We start from the raw sequence: 17948 nt of genomic DNA, 5'->3' as shown, positions 1-17948 counted from the left end.
ACCCGCACAGTCCGGCCAGAGGTGGCGCCCTACGTTGTAGGAATCGGCGCTTCGGCGGGGGGGCTCGAGGCGCTCGAGCACTTCTTCGCGAACATCCCGAAGGAGAGCGGGATGGCCTTCGTCGTGGTCCAGCACCTGTCGCCGGACTTCAAGAGCCTGATGGACGAGATCCTCGGGCGCCGCACCGAGCTGCCCATTCACCTCGTCGAGGACGGCATGGTGGTCGAGCCCGACCACGTCTATCTGATCCCGCCGAAGAAGGAGATGATCATCTCCGGAGGCCGCCTCCTCCTCAGCGAGAGGGATCGCGACCAGGAGCTCGCGCTGCCCATCGACGTGTTCTTTCGATCCCTCGCGCAGGACTGCGGCCCGCGGGCGATCGCCGTGGTCCTCTCCGGGGGCGGCAGCGACGGCTCGCGGGGGATCCGCGCGGTCCACGAGGCGGGCGGGCTGGTCGTCGTGCAGGACGTCGACAGCGCGCAGTTCGATGGGATGCCGAAGACCGCGCGAGACGCCGGTGTGGCCGATTGCGTCCTGCCTCCCCAGGACATGCCGCGCGTCCTCCTCGATCACGTGAGGTCCAAGGGGCGCCGGCCGGAGCGGGACGCGGTCGGCGTCGATCAGGGGATGAGCGCGGTCTACAGGATGCTCGAAGAGCAGTTCGGCATCGACTTCACGCACTACAAACCGAGCACCGTCACACGGCGCATCGAGCGGCGGATCCAGCTCGCGCATACGGACGATATCGAACAGTACGTCAAGCGCCTGAAGAGCAAGTCGAGCGAGCTCGACGTGCTCTACCGTGATCTCCTCATCGGCGTGACGCGCTTCTTCCGGAACGAGGAAGCGTTCGGCATCCTCGAGCGCTCGGTGCTCCCCGATCTCCTGCGCGCGGGGCCGCGGGACGCCCCGTTCCGCGTGTGGGTCGCCGGCTGCGCGACGGGCGAAGAGGTCTATTCGCTCGCCATCCTCCTCCACGAGCTGACGTCCGTGGGCGGCCACCGCCCGTTCAAGGTCTTCGCGACCGACGTGCACCATGGATCGCTCGAGGTCGCGACGCGCGGGCTCTACGAGGAAGAGGCGGTGGTGAACGTCTCGCCCGAGCGGCTCGAGCGGTATTTCATCCGGCGCGGACGCAGCTACCAGGTTGTCCCGGATCTCCGCCAGGCGGTGGTCTTCGCGCACCACAACGTGATCAAGGACGCGCCGTTCACGCGCGTCGACTTCATCAGCTGCCGCAACATGCTCATCTACCTTCAGCCGGCCGTGCAGCAGAAGGTCCTGAGCCTCTTTCACTTCGCGCTCAACCGCGGGGGCGTGGTTCTCCTCGGGCCCAGCGAGACGCCGGGGCACCTCGCGCACGACTTCGAGATCGTCGACAAGCAATGGCGGATCTACCGGAAGTACAGCGACCGGCGGATGCAGGTCGAGCCCCGCTTTCAGCCGGCATCGCCGAAGGCCCGGAGCGCCTCGCGCTCGGGGATCACCGCGCCCGTCGCGCGCCACCCGGCGTCGCACCTGCTCGGGACCTACGACGCGCTGCTCGACGAGTTCATGCCTCCGAGCCTCCTCGTCAACGAGACCGGGGAGCTCGTCCACGCGTTCGGCGGCGCGAGCCGGTTCCTCAAGGTCAAGGATGGCAGACAGGGGCTCGACGCCTTCGAGATGCTGGACTGCGAGCTCAAGACGGTGCTGACGGGGGGCCTCCGGCGCGTCGTCAAGGAGCGCACGGCGATCGTGTTCAAGGGGGTGCAAGCGGAGGGCGGCACCTACAAGATCACGATGCGCCGGGTCGAGAGCCGGCGCGGCACCTTACCCCACGTCCTCATCACGTTCGACGCGATCGACGCGATCGACGGGGCGCCGCGGCGGGCGGCGATGCCGGAGATCGAGATCGACCTCGACGACGTATCGCGCGAGCAGCTCGGCGCGCTCGAGGCGGAGCTCGGGCACACGAAGCAGACCTTGGAGGCGATGACCGAGCAGCTCGAGGCGAGCAACGAAGAGCTGCAGGCGGCGAACGAGGAGCTGCTCGCCTCCAACGAGGAGCTCCAGAGCACGAACGAGGAGCTCCAGAGCGTCAACGAGGAGCTCTACTCGGTGAACGCGGAGTACCAGCGGAAGATCGCCGATCTCACCGAGCTCGGAAACGACATGGAGAACCTCCTGTCGAGCACGGACATTGGCACGATCTTCCTCGACAGGGAGCTCAAGATCAGGAAATTCACGCCGCAGATCGCGGAGAGCTTCAACCTGCTCTTGCAGGACGTCGGCAGGCCGATCGAGACGTTCACGTACGCGGTCGACCACCCGGAGCTCAACGCCGATCTCAAGCGCGTGCTCGCGACGGGGGAGCGCGTGGAGCGCGAGCTGCGCGACCGGCATGCTCGCTCGTTCTTTCTTCGCATCCTCCCCTACCGTGCCAAGGGCACCATCGCCGGGGTCGTGCTCACGCTCATCGACGTGAGCGGCCTGAAGGCGGCGGAGGACGCGCTCTTCCACGAGCGCTATCTCCTGAATAGCCTGCTCCGCAGCGTGCCCGACGCGATTTACTTCAAGGACGCGCGCGGCCGGTTCATTCGCACGAACAACGCCATGGCGGAGCGCCTCGGCCTCTCCGATCCAGGCGAAGCAGCGGGCAAGACCGGCTTCGAGCTGCCTGGGTACGAGGCGGCGCTCGCCGTTCACCAGCAGGACGAGGTGGTGCTGCGGACCGGCGAGGCGCAGCATTACAAGCTCGAGAAGCGCGTGCGGCACGATGGCGTCGTGGAGTGGGACCTCGTCACGCGGCTCCCGCTCATCGATGCGGCGCGCCACATCGTGGGTATCATCGGGATCTTCCGGAGCGTCACCGCGCAAAAGCGATCGGAGGAGCAGATCAAGGACGCCGTGCGCAGGCGCGACGAGTTCCTCGCCATGCTGTCGCACGAGCTCCGCAACCCCCTTGGCGCGATCGTCCACGCCACGGCGCTGCTCAAGGAAGACTGCGCCGCGTCGGACGGCGCGTCCGGGATCGACGAGAAGGTCGTCCAGATCCTCGAGCGCCAGTCCGCGCAGATGGCGCGCCTGCTCGACGATCTGCTGGAGGCGAGCCGCGTCACGCAGAACAAGATCGAGCTTCGAAGGCGCGTGCTCGACCTCGGCACGGTGGTGAAGGACGCCGCCGACGCGGTCAAGAACCTCATGGACACGCGCGGCGTCGATTTCTCGGTCGTCGTCGATCCCGAGCCGATCTGGGTCGAGGGCGACCCCGCGCGGCTCCAGCAGGTTCACGTGAACCTGCTCAACAACGCTGCGAAGTACACCTCGCGAGGGGGTCATGTCACCCTGGAGGCCAAGCGCGTGGACGGACACGCGGTGGTCCGCGTGAAGGACGACGGCGTCGGGATCCCGAAGGAGATGCTCGACACGGTGTTCGAGCTCTTCGTGCAATCGAGCCGCACCCTGGACCGATCGGCGGGAGGGCTCGGCGTCGGGCTCACCCTCGTCCGAGGCCTCGTTGAAAAGCACGGCGGCACCGTGAGCGCGCGGAGCGACGGGGAGGGCAAGGGGTGCGAGTTCGAGGTGCGGCTGCCGATCTCCGAGCCGTCATCCGAGCAGGAGGCGGCGCGCGGCTCGCTCCTCGCGAACATCCCCAGGAGATCGCGGGTCGTGGTCGTGGAGGACAACGACGACGGCCGCGAGGCGCTCTGCGCGCTCCTGGCGCGCGCCGGGTTCGAGTGTCATTCGGCGTCTCACGGGATCTCGGGGATCGCGCTCATGGACCAGGTGCTCCCGCACGTGGCCATCGTGGACATCGGGCTGCCGGGGATCGACGGCCTCGAGTTCGCGCGCCGCGTCCGAGAGAAACCCCAGCACAAGAACGTCTATCTGATCGCGCTCACCGGCTACGGGCAGCAGGGCGACCGCGAGAGGGCGCGTGAAGCCGGGTTCGACGAGCACCTCGTGAAGCCCGTCGATCTCGCCACGCTCAGGCGGCTGCTCGCCGAAGGCGAGCCGGTGACGGGCGAGAGCAGCGCCTGAAGGGCTCGCCCGGCCGGCCCTTCCTGAGCGCCGTGCCTCCTCGCCCAGCGAACCAGCTCGCTTCGCCTGCGCGCTTCGGTCTGCGCTGGGGATCAGGCGCCGCCGGCGCGGCTCGACGGTCGCGCTGGCCGGCGCCGGCGGGCCGTCAGAGGCACTCGACGAGGCCGTCGTAGAGCGATCGGTCCGTTCCGGGGAGCTCCGCGTCGATCGCCCGACCTGCCGGCGCCGAGAGCGCCTCGACGAGGTCGGTCACGGCCGTGTCCGGCGCGACGGGCATCTCGCAGAGGAAGATCCTCGCGTCGACCTCGACGTCGCCCGTGGAAGCCACGATCTCCTCGTTGCTCGCGGCGAGCACCCACACACAGCGGCCTATCGTCCCGGCGTGCTCCTCGACGGAGCAACGGAATCGAAGCGGCTCGTAGTTGCTGAAATCGCCTTCGCAGAACGTGTCGCCGCACACGATATCGAAGTCGTCGTTCAGCTCGCGGAGCATCTCGTACCAGGCGTCGATCTCGGCCGAGCTCGTGAAGTACGACGCGGCGTCGACGAAGCTCTTCGCGCCCGTCGAGCCGGCCGTAGCCGCTGCGCCGTCGTGCTGCGGTGGGGTGCTCTCCGGCGGCTCCGGGGCGGCGCCTTGCGCGGCGGAGCAGGCGAGCGCGAGGACAGGGAGAAGCATGGACATGGCATGATGAACCGACATGGGTGCCTCCATCCGAGCGCGGCGCGTGACGCCGGCTCGGGCCAACACGCCGCTTCCGGGCCTCGCGCCGTCCCGCAACGGCGGGGACCAGCGCGAGGTCGGATCTCGCGGCGTTTCAATGGGCGCTTATTGCGAACGGTATGCCGCGGCCTTTTTGCGGGACTTTTGGCTTTCTCCGCGCTCCGGGACCTGGCGGCCGCCACCCGCGCCGCCAGTTTCGCCAGCTCGGGGCCGTCGCGCGCGGCGCTCGGATCAGGGGAAGGTCAGGATCTCCACCCAGTGGGGACCTCGGCCCACCGGGTACGACGTCGAGGAGGTGAGCCGGCCGCTTGCGCGGTCGATCGCGTGCACGCGCGCCGCATGCGAGAGCTGCCCGGCGGCGACGAGCCAGCGGCCGCCGGGGTCGATCTGGAAGCCGCGCGGCTGCCGTTCCGTGGCCGCGTGTCGGGGCCGCGGCGACGCGCGCCGTCGGGCAGGCCCCCGACCTCACAGCGGAAACCCCATGGACGAATCGTGCGAGGACCGGCACGATACCTCGCCATGGGACGAAAGAAGGCGCATGCTGCGGCGATGAGCCGCTCCCCGCGGGCGTGATGGTCTGTCCCGGCGCATGGGCGCGGAGGTGCAAGGTCCGATGCTGAAATGGCTGCTCGTCGGGCTCGTGGTGTTCCTGATTTACCGGTTCGCGATGAAGCGGCCGCGTTACGATCGGCTGTTCTCGCCGGACCACCTGATCGAGCTCTCGCGCGGGCTCGGCCGCGCCAAGGACACCGCGCTCAAGCGCCCCGGCGGGGGCCCGCCCGCGGACCCGTTCGCCGAGGGCAACGCGTTCATCACGTCCGCCGACATCGCCGTGGTGTATACCGTCGCCGAGGCCGGCGAGGCCGGACGAGAGCACCACGTCTCGCTCTCGTTTCGCGGCGGCGCTCTCGCGCGCGCCGCCGCGGGATTCCTTGCCGCGGCGCTCTGTCGATTGCTCGGCCTCGGGGAGACGCAGCGCGTGCTCGCGGTCTCGAACAGCGGCGTCTACCACCTGATCTTCCAGGTCCCCGCCGCGGACGAGGCACGATTCGCAGCGCGATCCGTCCCGAAGCTCGACGACGCGTCTGCGCGGAGGCTCGTCGGCGTGGCCATGGAGGATCGGGGTCCGCTGCTCGCGCGCCTCGGCAAGCTCGACGTCAAGGTCCCGAAATGATGTTGTTGCGCCGCCTCGTGATCAGCTGGAGATCGGGGGCGCGGCGCTCTCCGATCTCCCCGCCGCGCGCCGGTTGGCCGCGCCGTCAATTGCCGTCGGATTGACCCCACGAAAACCCCTGGGCCTCGATCGCGTCGAGCAGCGGCGCGGTGGCGGGCATCGAGGATCTCCTCAGAAGACGCTATTTGCAGTCGACGAACACGACGTCGTAGGCGATGCTCGCCGAGATTCCGGAGACGCTCACGGAGTAGGTGTTGCCGGCTTCAGGGTCCCAGCCGTCCGGCACGATGCGGATGGCGTTCGTTGAGCCGTAGCGCCCCTGGAGCGGCTCCACGTCGACGGCCAGAGGGGCTCCGCCGCTCGTGATCGTAACCTCGGCGCCCTCGAGCTCGATGTCCTCGCTCTGGATCGACCAGCCGGTGTCGCTGAGTGAGCTCCAGCGGTCGGCATACGCCTGCATCGGGAACACCCCGGGCGGAGGCCAGGCCGTCCACTCCTTGCCGGCGCGCCCCGTCCCTCCGATGTTCTGCATGCAGGAGGCGCCGTTCTTGCCGGTCGAGCCGAGGCCGATCGGGCCGAGATCGTTCGCAAGGATGATGCGCCGGTGGCCGAAGGTCGTCTCGTTTCCGGGGTCGATCAAATAACCCTGAACGCTCGCGACGCCGGGGCCACTCGAGATGTTGCTCGTCCTCGCGCCGTCCGCGCCTGCTTTCGAGTAGCACTTCCAGCTCTCCGGCGGCTCGTGCGAGAGGTCATTGTTCGCGTCCATCATGAGCGCGCAGGCCTGGGCCTGCACGTCGCGGGTGGGCTCGGTCACGACCGGGGGCAGGTCCGCCAGCCAGCGGTACAGGTTGAAGAGCCGGAGCGCGTTCGCTCGACCGTCGGCGGAGATGTCTCCCGGGTCGCACTCGGGATCCAGCGAGCCGCTCCACGTGCCCTCGCTCATGTCGGCGGTGTCGGCGTTGAAGCGCGCGCAGGTGCCCTCCGGCGAGCGATCGCCCGTCTCGGGTGTCGACCCTCCCGAACCCCCCGCTGCCGTGCCTGCCGAGCCACCGCCGCCTGCTCCTGTGCCGACCGCGGACGAACCTCCCGTAGAGCTGCCGCCAGCTCCTCCGGTGCTCGAGGCGTCCAAGCCTGAACCCCCGCCGCCGCTGCTCGCGGCCGCTCCACCCGTCCCGCCCGACCCGCCGGCAGGCGGCGAGCCGCCCGACGAACCTGACGCGCCAGGATCGGCATCTTCGCTGCTGCAGGACGCGGCGGCCGTGAGGAGGAGCGCCGCCGATGCGACGAGCCGAAAGCGAGTGAAAGCCGTCTTCATGATGGAAGGAAATCCAAACGCTTCGGAAACGTCAAGCCCCGAGGGCACGTTCCTCCAGATCGGCGCAGGCACGGATCACACCTGCGGACTGAGCACGGATGGCGCGGCCAATTGCCAAGGGAAGCTCGAATGCGGAAAATCTACGGATCCCGAGGGCCCCTTCGCCGCGATCAGCGTGGGTGTCACGTTCAACCGCGGGCTGAAGATGGATCGAAAGGTGTACTGCTGGGGGGATAACGACTCCCGCCAGCTCTGGCTGCCGCTGGCACCTTGGACCGAGCGCCTCGCCGGCGCTGCACGCTCACGCAGCAGAGCGGCGACGGCGGCGGACCACCGCGCCAAGCCCTGCCACGAGCAATCCGACGAGCGCGCCGCCGGGCAGCTGACCACTGGAGGCCACGCTGAAGCTGCACCCGCCGTCGTCCGACGCGCTGTCGCCGCCTGTCGTGGTCGGATCGCTGTCTCCGGAAGCGGTGCTTCCACCCGCGTTGCTCGTCGAGCCGCCCGTGGTGGCTCCGCCGGTGCCTTGCGCCGCGCCTCCGGTGGTCGCTCCGTTACCGGCGCCGCTGGTTGCGCTGCCACCTTCGCCGCCAGCGCCGCTGGCCGCGCTGCCGCCTGCGCCTGAGGCGCTGCCGTTTGCAGCGCCACCTCCGCCCGATGCGTCGCTGCCTCCGGTTCCATCACCGCCGCCCGCGCCTTCGCCCGTGGACGGAGGGTCCATATCCAGCCCGAAGAAGCGCACGGCGTCGCCCCACAAGCCTCGCCCGGAGAGATCGTGCGGGGCGCCTTGCGCGTAGTTCGACTCGAGGACGAGCGTTCCCGCAGCATTCGTGAAGGAGGCCCGATTCCAGGTATCCTGGGAACCCTTGAAGGTGCTCGTCTTGCTGTCGGAGTGACCCAGACCCAAGACGTCCGACCACTGGCTGACCTCGGCAGCGAAGTTCGGCTCGTAGTTGAGGGTGGTGTCAGCCGTTCCGTGCCAGAGCTGCACCCGAGGCCGCGCGCCCGTGAAGTTCGGGCTCGCCTTGCGCACGATGTCACCCCACTGGGCAGCGGTCCTGTTGCCAGGGGTCGTCCAGCCATAGGCGTTGCCTCCGGTCCAGGCGCCGGCGGGAACACCAGCCAGCACCGAACCCCCGGCGAACACGTCGGGGTAGGCCGCGAGGAGCGCATTCGTCATGCAAGCGCCGGAGGAGGCCCCCGCAGCGAAGACCCGGGTCGGATCGGCGTGGTGCTGTGTGACGGCGTACTGGACCATCTTGGTGATGGCCTCTCGCTCACCGCTGCGCGCGGGCGTTGCGTCAAAGCAGTTGCCGCCTGCTTGCGGAGTGATGATGAGGAAGCCGTGCTGATCCGCCAGACCCTGGAACCAGCCATGAGCGTTTCCTGCATTCCCGCTGCAGTAGTGCAGCGAGACCACGATCCCCGGCGAAGCGTCGACCTTGTCCGGGACGTAGAGGTCCATGGGCGTGTTCCCGCCGTAGTTGACCCGGGTCTGCCACGAAGCCGCCAATGACGGCGAGATCGCGAGCAACACGGTTGCGAGGGAAGCGGCGGCGGGCGCGACGAATCGAAGGGTGGTGGTCATTGGCTACCTCGCTATCGCTATATCAATGACAGTCGACGAGTAGAACAGAAATCGCGACTCGCCGAGGTGCGTAGTCGAGGAAAGCCCGATCGCTGGGCGAGGAGGTGTGTCGTTTCGTAACAATCCGTGGGGGTGTGGCGTTTCGTAACAATCGGTGGAAGGAATGGAAGGGCCCGTCAGCGCCGCGGCCATCGCTGAAGATTCGGTTGTCGTCGCTCTGCTCCCGGCGGGTCGCGACGAGTCAGGCAGGAGCGATCGCGACAGGACAGGATAGGCCAATCCATGGCAGCGCTGCCCGGCTGAGGCCGGCGCAGCGGAAAATTGCATGAGCCTCTGACCGTGACGTGGCATAGTGGATGCCCTTCTTCCGCCCTGGCATGCCATGTCGAGCCCTGACGAGACCACGATTGCCCCCGGGGATGTCCTCCTCGGCAAGTATCGCGTGGAGAGCGTCCTCGGACGGGGCGCCATGGGGCTCGTCGTCGCTGCGCGCCACCTCGCCCTCGACGAGCGCGTCGCGATCAAGGTGCTGTTGCCGAAGTACGTGCGGGATCCGGAGATCCTCCAGCGCTTTCTGAGGGAGGGGCGCGCCGCCGTGCGCGTCCGCAGCCAGCACGTCGTGCGCGTCGCCGACGTCGGCACGCTCGAGAGCGGCGCGCCGTACATGGTGATGGAACACCTCGAGGGGAGGGACCTCGCCGCCGTGCTCGCCGAGAGCGGGCGCCTCGCGGTGCCCGTGGCCGTCGAGCTGGTGCTCCAGGTCTGCGAGGCGCTCGCGGAGGCGCACGCGCAAGGCATCGTCCACCGGGACGTGAAGCCGAGCAACCTGTTCGTCACGCGGAACGCGGACGGCTCGCCGTGCGTCAAGGTGCTCGACTTCGGGATCTCCAAGATGACGCACGCGGAGGACCACGCGTTGACGCGGGTGGGGGGAGTGCTCGGCTCGCCCCTCTACATGTCCCCCGAGCAGCTCCGCTCCTCGAGCGACGTCGACGGCCGCGCGGACATCTATTCGCTGGGCGTCGTCCTCTTCGAGCTGCTCACGGGGCGAACGCCGTTCTTCGCGCGCGAGCTCGCGCAGCTGGTCTACCTGGTCACGCAGGGCGAGCCGCAGCGGCCGCGCGCCCTCCGCCCGGAGCTCCCGGAGCCGCTGGAGCAGGTGATCCTCGCGGCGATCGCGCGCGATCGCGATCGCCGGTTCCCGACCGTCGCGGATCTCGCGCTCGCGCTGGTGCCGTTCGCGCCGCCGCACGCGCGCGCGGCGGCCGAGCGCCTGTTCGGCGCGCTGCGCGGCGCGCTCCCGGCCGGGGCGCTGCCGCCCGGCGCTGCTCGCACGGCCACGGCGATCACCGCGGCCGGGGCGACGCTCCCCGCGTCGACCGTGCCCCTCGGCGGGGGAGCGCTCACCATGGCGCCGCTCGGTACGACGAACCGCAAGCCAGCGTCGCGCGAGAAGCGCGCCGCCGCGCTCGGGCTCGGCCTTGCGCTCGTGAGCGGCGGCCTGCTCCTCTGGCGCCTGTCGGACCGGGCCCCGAGCGACATCGAGCGCGAGACGGCGTCGCCGGCGGGCCCTCGGGGCGCGGTCCCGGAGCCGCGCGCCGCGCAGCCGAGCGCCGGGCCGGACGCGGCCGTCGAGCCGGCCGCCAGCGCCGTGCCGCCGCCCGGCGCCGCTCCCGGCGCGTCGGCCGTGGGGCCGCCGCCCGGGGCGCGTGCCGCCGCCCCCGGCGCCCCCGCCGCGCAGAAGCCCGCGAGGCCGGGCGGCTCGGCGCAGCCGGCGAAGCGCGGCGCGCCGCCGGGGAAGCGGCCCTCCAGCGCCGACCCGTTCTCGCGCGACGTCTTCTGATTCCAACGCAGAGAGCCCCGAGGGCTCGCGTCCGCCATCGCGCATCGTGCGGTGAGCACCGCTGTTTCGTGTCGAGCCCCCCGAGGGCCCCTCTCCCTCTCCGCCCTTTCCCGCGCCTTTTCCCCCCGGGTCGGGGGAGAGCTCTGGAATCGCCACGTCCAGCGGAGCGAGCTCCCCGAGGCCGAGCTCAGAGAACGTGCGCGCAGCACGCCTGTACCGCTGAATCATAATTGAATTCGTATGCCCGGTTCGGTCGCCGATCCATGTCTCGGAGCGGCCGTTGGCCAGGTTCACGGTGATCATCGTCGACCGGAGATCGTGCACGCGGATCGGCTGTCGGGCGTCGCTGCGTTCGAAGAGTTCGCGAGACCTAGGCGGAACCACTCGCCCTGGCACGGCAAGACGCGGCGGCGGGTGGCAGGCCACCGTGAGGGCGAGCCCTCCGCCAGGTGACGGCCGGCTCCGCCATCGCCGGCCCCGGGCACCGCTTACGGATGCCCACGATCTTCTCTCACGAAATCGACACCCACCGGGCGGAAGCCCTGGTAGCCTTCGCGCGCTGCTCAGCCGGCTGGCGGCCGGCGGCGCCGTCGAGGCGGTCGCGCGGCGAAGGTCGTCGCTCGGACGCGATCTCCCGCTTGACACTGCACCGTCGCCTCGCGCGCGTGCGCGCGTGCCACAGGTCGACCCGCCCGGCCAAGAAAGCGGACGACGTCCACGGGCGGCCGCTGGTAGCCTCCCGGCCATGCCGATCACCCCTCCCGACCCCGGATTCGTAGGCAGGCTGCTCCAGTTCTTCGCCCTCTTCGGCCTGGGGGCCGCCCTTTCTTGGCCCTCCTGGATGCGCCGCGTACCGTCGGCGCCGTGCTTGCCGCCTCGCCCGCCGAAGCCCTGACAGCGCGGCGCGAGGGCCCCGCCCGCGCGCCTGGCCCTGAGCACGACCTTTCCCACCGCCAGGCCCGGACAGCGCCATGATTCCGGCGCTGTGGGCCTTCTCCGTCGTCGTGACGGTGCTCGCCTGGATCGTCGCGCGGCATCGCCCCGAGCACCGCCCGATCGCGTGGCTCCTCGGGTACGGGCTCGCGACCGATGCCGTGCGGGAGATCATCGGCGCCAGGGTGCTCCGGCCCGCGCGCGTCGAGCTCGCCGGCGCGCCGTTCACCGGCTGGGTTCGGGTCGCCTTCCACCTCGAGTCAGCCCTCTTCGTCGGCTGGATGGCCGGGGTGGCGGCGCTCGCCGTGTGGATCTTCGGCCGGCGGCGCCCGTGGGGTGTGCTCATCGCGTGGGCGGTCGCCGTGGCCGTTCTCGCCATCGGGTATCCGGCGCTCCGCGGCGCGCTGCTCGCGAAGGTCTACACCGCCTGTGAGCTCGCGGCGCTCTGCGTGTCGGTCGGGTTCCTCCTTCGATGGTACTTCGGACGCGAGCCCGCGCAGTCTCACCACTTCGTCGGCGGCCTCATCGTCGTTGCTGAGCTGACGATGCTCGCCGGCCCGTACCGGGTGGGCATCTTCGGAGCGTGGGATCTCGCGCGCTCGATCCTCTTCGCGCTTTACCTCGCCCTCACTCCAACACAGGGAGTCCTCGCTTGGCGCCGGACTTCGTAGCGCTCACGCTCTGGCACTTCGTCTTCTTCGCGATCGCGGTCGTCTACCGCAAGCATCGCGAGCTCGCAGCGAAGCGGCTCACCCCGGCGGAGCTCCTCGGGCAGGTGCGGCTCGTGCGCGCCGCCATCGCGCGCGGCCTTCGCGGTACCCAGGCGACACGCGAGGACGTCAATGACCTCTCGCAAGACGTGATGCTCGCCGCATGGCAAGCCAGCGAGGAGGGTCGCTATCGCCCCGACCCGGATATGGAGCCCGCGCGGGCGCTCGCCGTCTGGATGCGGACGCTGGCCTATCATCGCGTCAGGCATCACCTGGCGTCCGCCCGCGTGCGACGCGAGGAGGTCGTTGCGGAGCCGCCGCGCGCCGTGCACGAGACGCCGAACCCTGATGAGGCGCTCGAGCGCCAGGAGCAGCGCCTCGCGTTCCTCGAGGCCTTGCACCAGCTGCCAGAGCACGAGGCTGACGTCATCATCTCCCACGACATCTTCGAGACGCTGATGGAGGATGTTGCCGAGCAGCAGGACGCGCCGGTCAGCACGGCCTACAAGTGGCGCGCTCGCGGGATCGCAGCGCTGACTCGGGCGCTTCGCCCGCGGCGAGGGTGAAGACCGCCGCTGCGTCGTGCTAGCTTCGCCGCATGCTCCTCCCGCCCCAGGACGCAGAGATCGTCGATCCGCCGTTCCCCCGCGTGACCGCGAGCGTCGAACTGCCGGATTCCGGCGTCGCCTGGATCGTCGATCCGCCGAACCCCAACGTCACCGCGTTCACCAGCCCTCCGAACCCCGGCGTCGAAATGACCGTCTCCGATCCGCGCCCCGACGTCGCCAGCATCGAGCCGCCGGACCCGCACGCGCATGCGCTCGGGCTCGCGCTGGCGATCGCCGTCGTGGCCCTGCGTCGCTGAGCGCCCCGGCCGGCGCGTCGACCTGGCCCGCTCCTCGCCGCCTTGCCCCGCCGCCCGCCCGCAGGCAGGCTTCGTCCATGGGCCAGCCCGCCGGGAAGCAGCGCCGCGCGACGTACGCCGACCTCGAAGCCGTCCCGCCGAACAAGGTGGCGGAGCTCATCGGGGGCGTGCTCCACGTCATGCCCCGGCCGGCGCCGCGGCATTCCAGGGCGGAGAGCGCGCTGCAGGGGGAGCTCTTCGGCCCGTTCGACCGCGGCCGTGGCGGGCCCGGCGGCTGGACCCTCTTGGTCGAGCCCGAACTGCACTTCCCCGACCCGAACGCGGCTGGTGAGTTCGACGCGCTCGTGCCCGACCTCGCCGGCTGGCGTCGCGAGCGCATGCCCGAGCTGCCCGAGACGGCCTTCTTCCCGCTCGCTCCGGACTGGATCTGCGAAGTCCTGAGCCCGTCGACCGAGGACGTCGACCGGGACGAGAAGATGCCCATCTACGCGCGCGAGGGCGTGCGGCACGCGTGGCTCGTCGACCCGAACGCGCGGACGTTGGAGGTGTGCGTGCTCGGCGCGGATGGCCGCTGGGGGCCCGCGGTCGTCCACCGCGATGCCGCCCGCGTCCGCGCCGAGCCCTTCGAGGCCATCGAGCTCGATCGCTCGGTGCTCTGGGCGAAGTAGCGGAGGGGAGCCCGCCGGCTGTGACGACGAGCAGCGCCTCGAGGCCTACGGGTGGCGCGCCCGCGGGCTCGGACGCCAGGTATTTCATCGACAGGAAGCCTCGACTGCGACCTTCCGGCAAAGGTTGACGAGTCATGTCAAGAGTCCATTAGGTGCCAATCACCGACGTGCGCCGCTGCTGCACGTCCGGTTTCTGATACCTTCGCCGACACGATGACGCCGCCGCAGACGAAAAGCCGACCGAAGCGCGGGCGCGCCGCGCGTCTCTGCGCGATCGGCATCGGCCTGGCCGCGGCGATCGCCGGCGGGCGCGCGGCGAGGGCCGAGGACAAGGCGGGCGCCGTGGCGCTGTTCCGGGAGGCGGGAGCGCTCGTCGACGCTGGCCAGGCGTCGCGCGCCTGCCCCAAGTACGAGGAGAGCCTGCGCCTCTACGACAGCGTCAACACCCGCTATTTCCTCGCCGATTGCTACGAGCGCACCGGCAAGATGGCCTCCGCGTGGGCGCACTTCCTCGAGGTCGCCGCGCGGGTGCACGCGAGCGGCGACCGGGCGAAGGAGGCGAAGGCGCGTGAGCGCGCGGCGGCCGTCCAGCCGAAGGTCTCGCGCCTCTCGGTGGTCGTCGAGGCCGCGGGCACGCCGGGCCTCGAGGTGAAGCGCGACGGCACGCCGGTCGGCCCCGGCCAGTGGGGCGTGCCCATGCCGGTCGACGCGGGGACCCACGTGATCCAGGCCAGCGCGCCGGGCAAGCGGGCGTGGACGGCGCAGGTCGAGGTGAAGCCGGGCGGCGTGACCTCGACCCTCGTCGTGCGCGCGCTGGAGGACGACCCCGCGTCGAGCGACGCGGGCGGCGCGGGGGATGGCCGCCGCGCGATCGCGCTCGTCACGGCGGGCGCGGGGGTCGTCGCCGTCGGCGTCGGGGCGGCGCTCGGCCTCGCGGCGAAGTCGAGGTTCGACGAGTCGCGCCCGTTCTGCAACGGCGACCGCTGCGATCGGCGCGGCATGGACATCCGCGGCAGCGCCGTGGCGCGCGCGAACGTCGCGACCGTGGTCTTCGGCGTCGGCCTCGCGGCCGTCGCCGGCGGCGGCGTGCTGTGGCTCACCGCGAGGAGCTCGGCCCAGGGCGCGTCGCTGGCGATTTCGCCCGCGGTGGGCGGAGCGCTCGTGCAAGGCAGCTTCTGATGCGCTTCCTGGTGCTCACGGTCGCCCTCTGCGCGTCGGTGTCGCTGAGCGGATGCGGCCTCGTCCTCGGCATCTCGCCCGGCGAATACGACCCGGATCCGTTCGGCCTCGATGACGGCGCCGGGGGAGCCGGCGGCTCGGACGCGGGTGCGGGCGGCTCGGGCGGCTCGGACGCGGGGCCCGAGCTCCCTGCCTGCACCGCGCTCCTCGACGACCTGGAGGACGGCGACGGCGCGATCCTCCGGTGCAAGGACCGTGTCGGCAGCTGGTACACGTACAACGACGGCACCCGGGGCGGCGCGCAGACCCCTCTGCCCGGCCGCCCGTTCGTGCCGGTCTCGCCCGGGCACGACTCGAGCGAGTACGCCGCTCACGTCGCGGGGAGCGGCTTCCTCTCGAGGGGGGCCGGCATGGGGTTCGACCTGAACTTCGCCCCGGGGGGCGCGAAGCTCACCTACGACGCTTCTGCCTACTCGGGCCTGACCTTCTGGGCCAAGGCGGCGGCGCCGACGCACATCTACGTGAACTTCCCCGACCGCAACACCGATCGCGAGGGCGGCGTGTGTGAAGGCACCGGCTGCGGCGACCACTTCGGCGAGGGGATCGACATCACGACCGAGTGGGCGCAGTACACGGTCATGTTCGATATCCTCAGCACGGACGGCTGGGGCGTGCCTGCGCCCCCGGCGTTCGACGCTGCGCACGCCTACTCGATCGAGTTCCACACGGCGAAGTCGACCGTGTTCGACATGCTCGTGGACGACATCGCGTTCGTCCCGTGAGGTGATCCGACACGGCCGTATCCAGGTGTGTCATCGCGGCTAACCAGGCCTCCCGTCGCCAGGCGGTCGAGGCCTCAGGGCATGAAGCCCGCCCCTCACCATCGTGGAGGCTCGCGCGGGCCACAGAGGTGCAGGCGGGCGTCGCCGGCGTCGCGTCACATCGCGGTGATCGCGATGTTGTCGACGAGGACCGGATCGCCGGTCGAGACGCGGATCTGCAGGTTGTTGTCGTCCGACGGCGGGGTGAAGGCGAGGCCGCCGTTCTGCTGGTTGTTCGCCGAGATGCTGTAGATCTGCTGTCCGACGACGGGCGGCGACACGTCGAAATCGACGTCGCCATACGTGTCGCCCGGGTTCTCGCCGGCGGCGTTCGGCCAGCAGAAGAAGAGCACGCCGTCCGTGTCGTTGAACGTCTGCGCCATCGCGTCGCACGTGAAGCCCTCCGTGTCCGACACGGCCGTGCTGCCGTTCCGGTACGTGCGGAAGGTGATGGTCGTCGGCCCACCCCCGCAGTGGGCCGCGCTGAAGAAGACGTTCGGGCCGATCATCACGCCGTTGCAGTAGCCGCCCGGCGACGCCTCGGCGAACTGGCTCACCGCGACGTCCGGGTTCGCGGTGTAAAGGCAGGCGGCGTTGACGATCCGCTGGTTCGGGCTGAGCGTCATCTCGGCGGCGAGCGCGCTCTCGGCCTCTCCGACCGGCTCGTCGTCGAGCTCATCGACGCCGGCCGTCGCGGCGCAGCCGGTGGTGACAAGGATTCCGAGGAGCGGTGCGGTGCGGAAGAAGTGCTTCGACATGGTCGTCACCGTGGGCTCCTGCGCTCTCGCGCGGCGCCGCGGCGCTGGCTGGCTGACACGCAGCGACGCGCCTGGATCGCTGTGCGTTCGACGCCCGGCCAAGCAACCGATATGCCGCCCGCGAACCGTGGAATCCGCGTTGCTGTCGGCGAGTTTGTCGCGTGCCCGTCGCACCGCGACGCGCGGGTGTGGCCTGCGCGACCTCGGATTTTAACGCAAAGGCGCAAAGGCGCAAAGGCGCAAAGGCGCAAAAAAGCGGAGAGAATGACCGAGGAGGTTATTCCCAGTTCTTGCGCTGGGGATTCTCCCAAGGCGCCTTGCACAACACGCAATTATCGCCGAAGAAATGGCCCCGCGCGCCCATGTCGTTGTAGATCCAGTAGCGCATCCATGCGACGATCGCGGGCCGCTCTTCGCCGCCGCCGTCGCTCTCGATGTATTGATGAGGCGCGCCCGTCAGCGTTGCCAGGAATGTGGGCACTTCGGACATGTCGTAGGTGTCCTGCTGGAGGGGCATGCCGACAGTATCCCGGGTGCCAGTCGTCTGCAGCATCGTGCCGTGGAGGTCGGTCGAGGCCCTGTGGCCGTGGATCGAGACGACAGTGGCCACCGCCTCGTGACCGCCGAGTTGCACGGCCGAGGTGCCGCCGACCGAGAAGCCCATCGAGACCGCGTGATCGACGTAGAGCTTGCCCTGGTATTTGCCTGGCGCGTCGTTCTGCTCCAGGATCCAATTGAGACCATCCTCCATCTTCATGAGATTGCCTGCGTCGCCGGGGCCGCCACTGAGGACGGGGCACCCGACGACCACGAAACCGTGAGAAGCAAAGTTCGTCAGCATGGTCGTGTGCACCGCCACCTGCTGGCCGATGCCGGGGCCGAAAACGATCGGAGCGTGCAAGAAGCCGTCCACACCCAAGGGTTCGGGCCTAAACACCGTATAGGCTCCGTTCGGCCCCACGTTTCGCTCCACGGTCGTCGCGAACGGACCCTCGGCAGAGTAATCCGTGATGGGCGGGAGCGCCGAACCACCGGCTCCGCCGGCTCCAGCGCCGCCGTCACCTGCTCCGCCCGCGCCCGCGCCTGCTCCGCCCGCGCCCGCGCCTGCTCCGCCCATTCCACCGGCGCTGGTGTCGGCACCGCTGCTGGCCGCGCCACCCGACCCAGCGGTTCCGCCGGTCGACGCCCCGCTGGTGGTGGCTGACACGCTCGAACTGCCCGCACCGGCAGCTTGTGCCGCGCCGCCGTTGTCTTCGCCGCACGCCAGCAGCGCGACGCTCGAGAGCAAGCAGAAGACATTGAAGCGCCTGACGGTTTTCTTTTTGTTGTACATGAGGCCTCTCTGGT

14 protein-coding genes and 1 pseudogene are annotated in these 17948 nt (G+C 70.1%); 9 read left to right on the top strand and 6 right to left on the bottom strand.

Going from position 1 to position 17948, the window contains the following annotated elements; genetic code table 11:
• The first annotated feature begins 21 nt into the window (after nt 1-21).
• Nucleotides 22-4023, top strand: coding sequence for a chemotaxis protein CheB (locus tag WMF27_RS21000; protein WP_437767105.1), 4002 nt, complete (start codon nt 22-24; stop codon nt 4021-4023).
• 145 nt (nt 4024-4168) lie between these two features.
• Here the strand turns inward: WMF27_RS21000 and WMF27_RS20995 are convergent, their stop codons facing one another.
• Together WMF27_RS20995 and WMF27_RS20990 are read right to left on the bottom strand one after the other, a co-directional pair.
• A complete protein-coding gene (locus tag WMF27_RS20995) occupies nt 4169-4699 on the bottom strand; it encodes a hypothetical protein (protein WP_437944450.1) in 531 nt (176 codons plus the stop codon).
• 276 nt (nt 4700-4975) lie between these two features.
• Nucleotides 4976-5155 (bottom strand): annotated as a pseudogene (locus tag WMF27_RS20990) (beta-propeller fold lactonase family protein); the annotation flags it as partial.
• 202 nt (nt 5156-5357) lie between these two features.
• Between WMF27_RS20990 and WMF27_RS20985 the strand changes: the two are divergent.
• Nucleotides 5358-5918 (top strand): hypothetical protein, encoded by a 561-nt coding sequence (locus tag WMF27_RS20985; RefSeq protein ID WP_437767107.1) that lies wholly within the window; start codon nt 5358-5360, stop codon nt 5916-5918.
• 181 nt (nt 5919-6099) lie between these two features.
• On the opposite strand, the gene WMF27_RS20980 is transcribed toward WMF27_RS20985, so the two are convergent.
• On the bottom strand, nt 6100-6864 hold the full coding sequence (locus WMF27_RS20980; RefSeq protein WP_437767108.1) for a CAP domain-containing protein: 765 nt from the start codon (nt 6862-6864) through the stop codon (nt 6100-6102).
• 673 nt (nt 6865-7537) lie between these two features.
• Nucleotides 7538-8824 (bottom strand): extracellular catalytic domain type 1 short-chain-length polyhydroxyalkanoate depolymerase, encoded by a 1287-nt coding sequence (locus WMF27_RS20975; RefSeq protein WP_437767109.1) that lies wholly within the window; start codon nt 8822-8824, stop codon nt 7538-7540.
• 382 nt (nt 8825-9206) lie between these two features.
• On the opposite strand from WMF27_RS20975, the gene WMF27_RS20970 reads away from it, so the two are divergent.
• From WMF27_RS20970 to WMF27_RS20940, 7 genes are all read left to right on the top strand, one after another.
• Nucleotides 9207-10667: a protein kinase domain-containing protein gene (locus tag WMF27_RS20970; RefSeq protein WP_437767110.1), complete on the top strand. Its 1461-nt coding sequence runs from the start codon at nt 9207-9209 to the stop codon at nt 10665-10667.
• A 971-nt stretch (nt 10668-11638) separates the two neighbouring features.
• Complete coding sequence (locus WMF27_RS20965; protein WP_437767111.1) at nt 11639-12271, top strand: hypothetical protein; 633 nt, start codon at nt 11639-11641, stop codon at nt 12269-12271.
• Nucleotides 12253-12876 carry an RNA polymerase sigma factor gene (locus WMF27_RS20960; protein WP_437767112.1) on the top strand — a complete coding sequence of 208 codons (624 nt, stop codon included), beginning with the start codon at nt 12253-12255 and terminating at the stop codon, nt 12874-12876. Before WMF27_RS20965 ends, WMF27_RS20960 begins: the two co-directional genes overlap by 19 nt.
• A 32-nt stretch (nt 12877-12908) precedes the next feature.
• Nucleotides 12909-13175, top strand: a complete 267-nt coding sequence (locus tag WMF27_RS20955; RefSeq protein ID WP_437767113.1) for a hypothetical protein — start codon at nt 12909-12911, stop codon at nt 13173-13175.
• Between the two features lie 77 nt (nt 13176-13252).
• Complete coding sequence (locus tag WMF27_RS20950) at nt 13253-13843, top strand: Uma2 family endonuclease (RefSeq protein WP_437767114.1); 591 nt, start codon at nt 13253-13255, stop codon at nt 13841-13843.
• Between the two features lie 213 nt (nt 13844-14056).
• A complete protein-coding gene (locus WMF27_RS20945; RefSeq protein ID WP_437767115.1) occupies nt 14057-15022 on the top strand; it encodes a hypothetical protein in 966 nt (321 codons plus the stop codon).
• A complete protein-coding gene (locus WMF27_RS20940; RefSeq protein ID WP_437767116.1) occupies nt 15022-15804 on the top strand; it encodes a hypothetical protein in 783 nt (260 codons plus the stop codon). The genes WMF27_RS20945 and WMF27_RS20940 overlap by 1 nt, the downstream gene beginning before the upstream one ends.
• 155 nt (nt 15805-15959) lie before the next feature.
• On the opposite strand, the gene WMF27_RS20935 is transcribed toward WMF27_RS20940, so the two are convergent.
• Both WMF27_RS20935 and WMF27_RS20930 read right to left on the bottom strand, forming a co-directional pair.
• Nucleotides 15960-16610, bottom strand: a complete 651-nt coding sequence (locus tag WMF27_RS20935; protein WP_437767117.1) for a hypothetical protein — start codon at nt 16608-16610, stop codon at nt 15960-15962.
• 268 nt (nt 16611-16878) lie between these two features.
• Nucleotides 16879-17934 carry an alpha/beta hydrolase gene (locus WMF27_RS20930; RefSeq protein WP_437767118.1) on the bottom strand — a complete coding sequence of 352 codons (1056 nt, stop codon included), beginning with the start codon at nt 17932-17934 and terminating at the stop codon, nt 16879-16881.
• Nucleotides 17935-17948: the final 14 nt, after the last annotated feature.

Origin of the sequence: Sorangium sp. So ce281, assembly GCF_051527395.1 — a bacterium.
GTDB classification, from domain to species: Bacteria; Myxococcota_A; Polyangia; order Polyangiales; family Polyangiaceae; genus Sorangium; species Sorangium cellulosum_B.
Note: the sequence above shows the minus strand (reverse complement) of the source record. Positions and strands in the feature narration are given on the sequence as shown.

Excerpts from the sequence above, each read along its gene's own strand:
- WMF27_RS20995 (WP_437944450.1), bottom strand. The coding sequence starts at position 4,699 with ATGCTTCTCCCTGTCCTCGCGCTCGCCTGCTCCGCCGCGCAAGGCGCC.
- WMF27_RS20985 (WP_437767107.1), top strand. The coding sequence starts at position 5,358 with ATGCTGAAATGGCTGCTCGTCGGGCTCGTGGTGTTCCTGATTTACCGG.
- WMF27_RS20980 (WP_437767108.1), bottom strand. The coding sequence starts at position 6,864 with ATGAGCGAGGGCACGTGGAGCGGCTCGCTGGATCCCGAGTGCGACCCG.
- WMF27_RS20975 (WP_437767109.1), bottom strand. The coding sequence starts at position 8,824 with ATGACCACCACCCTTCGATTCGTCGCGCCCGCCGCCGCTTCCCTCGCA.
- WMF27_RS20970 (WP_437767110.1), top strand. The coding sequence starts at position 9,207 with ATGTCGAGCCCTGACGAGACCACGATTGCCCCCGGGGATGTCCTCCTC.
- WMF27_RS20965 (WP_437767111.1), top strand. The coding sequence starts at position 11,639 with ATGATTCCGGCGCTGTGGGCCTTCTCCGTCGTCGTGACGGTGCTCGCC.
- WMF27_RS20955 (WP_437767113.1), top strand. The coding sequence starts at position 12,909 with ATGCTCCTCCCGCCCCAGGACGCAGAGATCGTCGATCCGCCGTTCCCC.
- WMF27_RS20950 (WP_437767114.1), top strand. The coding sequence starts at position 13,253 with ATGGGCCAGCCCGCCGGGAAGCAGCGCCGCGCGACGTACGCCGACCTC.
- WMF27_RS20945 (WP_437767115.1), top strand. The coding sequence starts at position 14,057 with ATGACGCCGCCGCAGACGAAAAGCCGACCGAAGCGCGGGCGCGCCGCG.
- WMF27_RS20940 (WP_437767116.1), top strand. The coding sequence starts at position 15,022 with ATGCGCTTCCTGGTGCTCACGGTCGCCCTCTGCGCGTCGGTGTCGCTG.
- WMF27_RS20930 (WP_437767118.1), bottom strand. The coding sequence starts at position 17,934 with ATGTACAACAAAAAGAAAACCGTCAGGCGCTTCAATGTCTTCTGCTTG.